The 7,298-nt window shown below is 44.9% G+C and carries 7 protein-coding genes and 1 pseudogene; 2 read left to right on the forward strand and 6 right to left on the reverse strand.

Translation table 11 applies throughout. The annotated features are described in order from the left end of the window. Positions 1–109 precede the first annotated feature (109 nt). The 6 genes and pseudogenes from CF394_RS05690 to CF394_RS05715 all read right to left on the reverse strand — a co-directional run bounded on the left by CF394_RS05690 (position 110) and on the right by CF394_RS05715 (position 5,047). Entirely contained in the window at positions 110–778 is a 669-nt protein-coding gene (locus tag CF394_RS05690; protein WP_094942267.1) for a GNAT family N-acetyltransferase, read from the reverse strand. Continuing rightward, positions 779–1,444 (reverse strand): phytoene desaturase family protein, encoded by a 666-nt coding sequence (locus CF394_RS05695; RefSeq protein WP_094942268.1) that lies wholly within the window; start codon positions 1,442–1,444, stop codon positions 779–781. It lies immediately after the preceding gene. Between the two features lie 76 nt (positions 1,445–1,520). After that, positions 1,521–2,420 (reverse strand): annotated as a pseudogene (locus CF394_RS05700) (phytoene desaturase family protein); the annotation flags it as partial. 283 nt (positions 2,421–2,703) lie between these two features. Continuing rightward, a complete protein-coding gene (trhA, locus tag CF394_RS05705) occupies positions 2,704–3,342 on the reverse strand; it encodes a PAQR family membrane homeostasis protein TrhA (protein WP_094942270.1) in 639 nt (212 codons plus the stop codon). Between the two features lie 47 nt (positions 3,343–3,389). Beyond that, a complete protein-coding gene (locus CF394_RS05710) occupies positions 3,390–4,298 on the reverse strand; it encodes an NAD-dependent epimerase/dehydratase family protein (protein ID WP_165767467.1) in 909 nt (302 codons plus the stop codon). A 14-nt stretch (positions 4,299–4,312) separates the two neighbouring features. Continuing rightward, the gene (locus tag CF394_RS05715) at positions 4,313–5,047 is read right to left on the reverse strand and encodes an MBL fold metallo-hydrolase (protein WP_094942272.1); all 735 of its coding nucleotides are present in this window, start codon (positions 5,045–5,047) and stop codon (positions 4,313–4,315) included. 125 nt (positions 5,048–5,172) lie between these two features. Between CF394_RS05715 and CF394_RS05720 the strand changes: the two genes are divergently transcribed. Beyond that, positions 5,173–6,387 carry an EAL domain-containing protein gene (locus CF394_RS05720; RefSeq protein WP_094942273.1) on the forward strand — a complete coding sequence of 405 codons (1,215 nt, stop codon included), beginning with the start codon at positions 5,173–5,175 and terminating at the stop codon, positions 6,385–6,387. 11 nt (positions 6,388–6,398) lie between these two features. After that, positions 6,399–7,154 carry a peptidoglycan editing factor PgeF gene (gene pgeF / locus CF394_RS05725; protein WP_094942274.1) on the forward strand — a complete coding sequence of 252 codons (756 nt, stop codon included), beginning with the start codon at positions 6,399–6,401 and terminating at the stop codon, positions 7,152–7,154. The last annotated feature ends 144 nt before the right edge of the window (positions 7,155–7,298 follow it).

The following is a 7,298-nucleotide window of genomic DNA, read 5'->3' on the forward strand; positions in this document are numbered from 1 at the left end:
TGTGACAAAACACGTAACTTTCTATTTAATCGTAACGTATTGCAGGAATTCCTGCAACCCTATGTATAAAAAGGTGCCTATCTACAATTAAGATAGACACCTCTAATGTTCACACAGATTTAAATGGATTTTTCCACTCCATTAGCATGGCCATGTTGTGGGACTCCTCGTCTTCTAGATAGTTTCTCACAATTCGTACGGGTGTCCTACCACTTCGTAGCATAAATGTAATAACGGGGTCTTTCCATTCGCCAGCTAGCACGTTTTCCATATATTCTTCTGGTGTTGCTTGAGCCGCATAGCGATGATAGCCTGACATACGTCCTCCACCAAGCAGTCTCTCCAATCCATCCACAACGACCCGTTCATAAAGGCCTTGTAAGAGGAGGTTTCCTAGCTTTAAGCTACGAAATTCCGGTCGCACGCAGAGATCCACTACATAAAGTGTATTGCCGTCTGGTACGTGAGGGGAAATGTCTCCTCCGCCGGTCACTTCTTCCCACGTGTGGTCTGGATCCTCTTCAGAATAGTTCATACGTAAACCAGTGACAGAACCTGCGAGCTTCCCGTCCACTTCCACGCACAAAGCACCCTCTGGATAAAGGCGGATATGATTTTCTAATTGCTCTCGTGTCCAAAGAAGTTCATCTGGAAAAGGCGGCGGAAAGCTTTCGCGTTGAATTTGAATCAATTCATCAAAATCTTGTTCTGTATAGGTTCTCACGACCACTTCGCGTGGCATGCCACCTTCTAAAACATACTGTTGTTTACGATACATCTAAGACCGCCCTTTCCATTTTGTAATCAGCACCTCTGCCACATTCATACCTGAAAGTGTGACCATTGGCGAGCCGCCACCCGGATGGGTACTGCCTCCAACAAAGTACAGGTTGTGCAGATCTTTACTTTTGTTTCTTGGTCGTAAGAAGGCGTCTTGTTTGCGGTGACTCGAGAGGCCGTAAAGTGCTCCACGAAATGCCCCGAACGTTTCTGCAATTTCTGCTGGTGGAATAACTCGCTCCACTCGAATGTGCTTTCGGATAGCCAGTCCCTTTTCTTCTAAGCGATCGTAGATGAGCTCTTTATAAGCATCTACGTCATAATAAGCGAACCCGTCCTTAGATAGTGGCGGAGCATTAACCAAGATAAATAGATTATCGCCATCTGGTGACCGCTCTCGATCCGTTACACTTGAGTTGCACAAATAAATAGTTGGGTCTTGTGCGAGCTCTCCTCGTTCAAATAGCGCTTGAAATTCCGAACGGTAGTCGTTTGAGAAATAAACTGTATGATGATTCAAACCCTTTAATCGTGTAGTAAGACCAGCCAAAATTACAAATGCTGAAATCGAAGGCTCGATTTTTTCCACATGTTGATTTGTAAACGATGGACGGTCCGCCTCGTCCACAAGCTCCGGATAGGCCTTCAACAAATCGGCATTCATCACAACCTCGTCACCACTCCAGACTTGTTTCCCCTGTGAATGAAGGGCTGTAATGCGCTTCTGTTCAATAGTTATTTTCTAAATTTTCAGGTGAATATTTTTTTAGTGTACCTTCATCAACGAGATTTGTCATGACATGTCCGAAATCTCCATTAACGACCACTTCGTCTACGTCCACTTGTTCTCCATTCTCAAGGAGCAATCCTGTGACTTTCTTGCCATCAAGTTTGAACTTCTTCACACCTTGTCCTAAGTGGATTCGCCCGCCGTATTCTTCAACCACTTTGGCCATAGAATGCGAGAGCTGATTCACACCACCAATCGGATGATAAATACCATACGCGTGTTCCATATAAGAGAGGATTGAAAACGCTCCTGGACATTCCCAAGGAGACATCCCCAAATACTTAGACTGGAATGTAAAGGCTAGTTTTAATTCTTCGTGATTGAAGTAGCGGCTCAAGACGTCGTACAACGTTTTTCCTAGCTCAAGCTCGGGTAGTGCTTTTATGACAGATGGCCGCATGTAATGGATAAATTTGTCCATGCGAGATTGAAGGATCGGCGTCAAAGCAGAAAGCTTCTTGCTGCTTTCGTATAAAAACTGATCATACCCTTCACTATTTCCTGGATATGCCGCTTCAATACGACGCTTCATCTCTTCCCGGTCTCGTGTCATGTCCAAAGTATGTCCTCCATCAAACGTTAACTGATACATCTCAGGAAGTTCTACTAAATCCATGTAGTCATGCATATTCCGACCCGCCGCTTCAAACAATTCATCAACAATATGGATCATGCTTAAAAATGTAGGTCCTACATCAAAACGAAACCCTTCCATTTCAATGGCTGCATTACGTCCGCCGACCGTATCATTTTTCTCATAAACGTCTACTTCAAAGCCTTTTGAGGCCAATAACATGGCTGCTGCAAGTCCACCAGGTCCCGCTCCCACGACTGCGATTCTCTTTTTCATGGATGGCCCTCCTCTTTATACAATACTTGTACAATGATTATACAACCCTTTTCGTTTTTTAGCTATTATTTAGTAGAAAATGTTTTTAATTTGTACAACCTTCGCATAATCTTTCTGTAAAAGATTGCAGGACAGCAAAGTTATACATACAAAAAGCCACTCTCAGAAGGAGTGGCATTAAGGCACTTTATTTTTAAGAGCGACTGGTGTTTGATGTAGCGGCGGCACGATCAGCCAGTCCTTTTCCTTTAACAACCGTAACCACTTCAGTCCAGCCATCGCTTTATGAAAGTAAACTGTAGACAGAAAAGAAGTGGCAGACACTTGCAGCTAATACAAATACGTGCCAGACGGCGTGATGGTAAAGAAATCCTCGCCACACATAAAAAATAGCTCCAACCGTATAAAGGATTCCGCCGGCAATCAACAGCCACAATCCTTCTTGTGTCATCGCAGCGGTCAATGGATTCCAAGCGAATACGATCAACCATCCCATCACAACATAAAGGAATGTAGAAAGTTTTACGAAACGTTTGACAAAGTATAGTTTAAATAATGTGCCACCAATCGCGAGCGCCCACACGATGCCAAACAACACCCAAGCCAGCGCTCCTTCTACTGCTAAAAACAAAAACGGTGTATAGGTTCCGGCGATGAACCAATAGATCGAAGAATGGTCGAGCCACTCAAACCAATCTTTTGCCTTCCCTTCAGGAAAGCTGTGAACGAGTGTCGATGACGTATATAAAATCAACATCGAAGTACCAAAAACGGCGAAGCTCACGACATGCCAAGCATTTCCTGTTTGAGCGCCTGCAACGATGAGCACGACGAGCGCCGCTACACTGAGTAGTGCCCCCAGTCCGTGAATCAGAGCGTTGATCAATTCTTCACGTTTTGTAAATGTATGTGTTGTATCCATAGTGTCATCTCCTTATGTCTACTCTACACAATATGCGCACTATCCTACTAGTGACCACTGTCATCCTTTTTGCTGACAGCTGTCTGATGAATGGCAATTTGTTCTTCTATTACTTGATGCATCTCTTTAAACGAAAACCCTTGTTCATGAGCGAACGCTGTTGTCTGAGCAAGAGAATCCCCTAAGTCATAAGGACTGCGGTTTGTCATCGTATCTTCTGAAAGCCGGTATTCTCTATCAAGCGCCTGTGCAATCATCTGGTACAGTTCTTCGTGCGAGACACTCCCATCTGATCCTGCATTGATCGGGCCTTCAAAGTCACTTGCCGCCACTTCCACTAAAAAGTGAGCTGCTTCAGCAGAATCAACAAATCCGAAGCGCGCTTGGGGATTGCTCACTCCAATTGAGTGACCTTCTTCAATCGACCGCACGTGAAACGCGAAACGTTCTGTATAGTCGTCTACCCCAACGATATAAGGAAAGCGAACTGTGACGACAGGACAAGGGGCCTGTTGATAAAGTACCGCTTCCGAAGCACGCTTCGCTTCTTGATACCCCTCTAGCCCTGCGTATTCCTCACGCGGTTTATAATGAATGTCAAAGTGACGTGGATTGAACTCTTGTTCCGTCAAATTTTCCCCAAAATCGTAGACCGCAACAGAAGAAATAAATACATATTTCCCTACTCCGTCCCCTAAAGCTTCTAGCACTTCTCTCACTTCAACAGGAGAATAACATGTGTGGTCAAACACCACATCAAACTCTTTTCCTTGAAGAGCATGTAATACGGACTTCTCATCAGTTCGGTCTAAACGAACTCGGGTGACTTGGTCTCGGAAATCGTCTTGCTTCTGCCCTCTAGTTGCAATCGTCACTTGGATTCCACGCTCTAAAAGAAGCTGCACCACGCGTTTTCCGACAAACTGGGTGCCTCCGAGCATCAATGCTGTTTTCATATGCGTCCTCATTTCTACAATTCGATTTGTTGTTTGGTATAGGCAAGTTCTACAGGTCCTGAATAGGCAGATTCTGCTTCCGTCACAAGAACAGTCCGGTCTCCATACTGGGGTAAATGAGTTAATATCAGCCTTCCCACTCCCGCTTCCGATGCGAGCTTGCCCGCTTCTTTTCCAGTTAAATGTCCCTGGATCTTACCTGCGTATTGTGGATATACATTACACTCACTAATTAGTACGTCGGCTCTATCCGCAAATGAGACGAGCGCGTCTGTCCAGCCTGTATCTGCAGTGAAGACGACGGTCTTTCCACCTGCTTCAACACGAAAGGCAAGACAATAGACGGGATGCACAGTAGGACATGTTGAGACTTTGAATGGCCCGATTGTATAGGTAGCACGTGCATCTAGTTCCATACCTACTGTCACACCTTTATAACTTAACTTCCCAAACTCGACAGGGTCTTGCGTATGCGCATAAATTGGAATCGGGTTTTCTAGCTGCCCAAGCTGCTTGAAGATCATCGCGGCATGCTGAAGGACACCAACATCTGCAATATGATCTGGATGGTAGTGGCTGATTAACACCGCATCCAATTCTTGCACTTCACCTAGCGTTAAATAAGTGGATAATACAGCACTCCCACAGTCTACTAATAAACGACTTCCTTCATATTCTACTAGAAAAGCAGATGTCGCTTCTCCTTGGTTGGGGTAGCCTCCCCAAAACCCTAATGTCGTGACTTTCATTCTGCTCTCTCCTTCCTTACCCTAGCTCTCTCTAGTTTACCCATTTTCCGAATTCTTTGCATTTTTAGTCTGCTTACAAAATGATATAATCATGAAATGACAAGTACCTTTAAGGGGGCTATGAAATGGACGCTCTTCAGATTATGGATCACCTAGACCGCGTGCGCCCTGCGCTACAGCCAATCGTCAGTGCTATCACCCATCAAGTGGATGGCTATGAAGTATTGGGGAGATACGAAGAGGACGGCAACTGGCAGTCACTCGGAGAGTTCTTTTTAGATCCAGAGATTCCCGTTGAATTTAAAAATGAAGTCGATACGCATCTGCTGTCACTGGCAGTAGACCACTTACTAGCAACCGGAGACCCTGGATTCCTCTCAGTCAACCGGTCGGCTAGTCAATTGATCGAAGGAGACGACGAGGCGTTCCTACGCTTCTTAACCGAACAAGAGAAAAAAGGTTTCGCACTGAACCGTTTTGTTCTTGAAGTAACAGAGCACGATATTGAAGAAGAGTTTGAAAGTCTGAACCATCTGTTTCGCTATTATAAGACGTACGGCATTCGACTCGCCATCGATCATATCGGTGGCGCCAGCTCGAATATTGACCGGATTCGCGCTTTGCGACCAGACATTCTCAAAATCGATGCGTCGTTGACTCGCTCAACCAACTTAGAAAACTTTCAAGATATCCTTCATACTTTATCAGTACTAGCTAGACGAATCGGTGCCGTGCTAGCTTATGAGATGATAGAGGACGCCAATCAGCTCTATTTTGCTTGGAAAAATAACGGACATTATTACCAAGGGTTTTATATCGCCAAACCGAGTTGCCAGCTTGAACTTGATGTAACGCTCGATGTGACATTGTCTAGTCAGATTCAGACCTTTGTGAGTCGCGAAAAAGAATTGATCCTTCAGCGCATTCAGTTCACTGAACAATGCCACCAACGCCTAAAAAAACTATCCAAATGGCGAGACGAGGAACATGCAGACGACTTAGCAGAAGAAGCCAAAACCATTTTTGATGGCCCCGCATTCCGTCTCTACATATGCGATGCGAGCGGACGCCAAGTATCTGCCAACTTAAGAAAAAAGCAAGGGGCCTGGATGCGAGAAGAACAGGTCCGCGGATCTAACTGGGCGTTTCGTCCTTATTTCCTGGAGAACATGATGCGCATGCAGCGGACGCAACACGGACGCTTATCCGACCTCTACTCCGATATTGAGACGCGTGAGTTTGTCCGCACATTCAGCTACCCGCTTAGTAACGACTATTTTTTATTTATCGATTTTAGTTACGACTTTATAACGGAAAACGACTTTTTGTTTATGAATTAGAGGAGGATTGGATGCTTACACAATTTCACCCAACAGCTCACCTTACAGTAGGACTCACCTTACGTGATGAAACACGACCGGAATCAAACAATATAGCTCTTCATAGTTGTGTTTCTCCTGATGCAGTTCTAGAAAATCGACACCAGCTAGCAGCCGAACTTGGCGTTCCGCTCTCTCAATTTGTTTTAGCCAATCAGACACATAGCGCTAACTTTTATGAGGTAACGAAAGATGACTGGGGAAGAGGGGCCACATCACTGGAGACTGCCATTCCGGATACAGATGCGTTGTTTAGTTATGAACCAAATACCGTATTAGGTGTCTTCACAGCAGACTGCGTCCCTCTTCTTCTTTGGAGTGAGCAGAGTGGACTGATTGCAGCTGTACATTCCGGCTGGCAAGGAACGGTAAAAGAGATTGTACCGAAACTCCTGACGCATTTGATAGAAAAGAAGGGTGAAGATCCTAACCACCTGCATGCCTACATCGGACATTGCCTCAGCCAAGATCGCTTTGAAGTAGATGCAGATGTGGCTCAGAAGTATCAAGAACTAGGATATGCAAATGACTGGATTAAGTACCGGGAAGAGACTGGAAAATATCATATCGATAATGGGGCCACTGTGAAAGAACAGTGTTTGCGTGCGGGTGTTTTAGAAGCTCATATTGAACAAACAGCTATTTGCACGTTTACAAGTGAACGAGGATTTTCATATCGTCAAGATAAACAAGCGGGACGCCATCTAGGCTTCATCTTCCGCACGTAAAGGTCCTCTAACTGGCGTTTAGTTTATACTCTTCACCCGAGAAGCCCTTTCCTAGGGGAGAACCTGCGAGTCTCCCTCTAGAAAAGTTGATGTATCAACGTTTGAATTGCTCTTACGAGCTTTTTAATATTTTTTACCTTGATT

It is taken from the genome of Tetzosporium hominis (assembly GCF_002265435.1).
Classification (GTDB): Bacteria; Bacillota; Bacilli; order Bacillales_A; family Planococcaceae; genus Chryseomicrobium; species Chryseomicrobium hominis.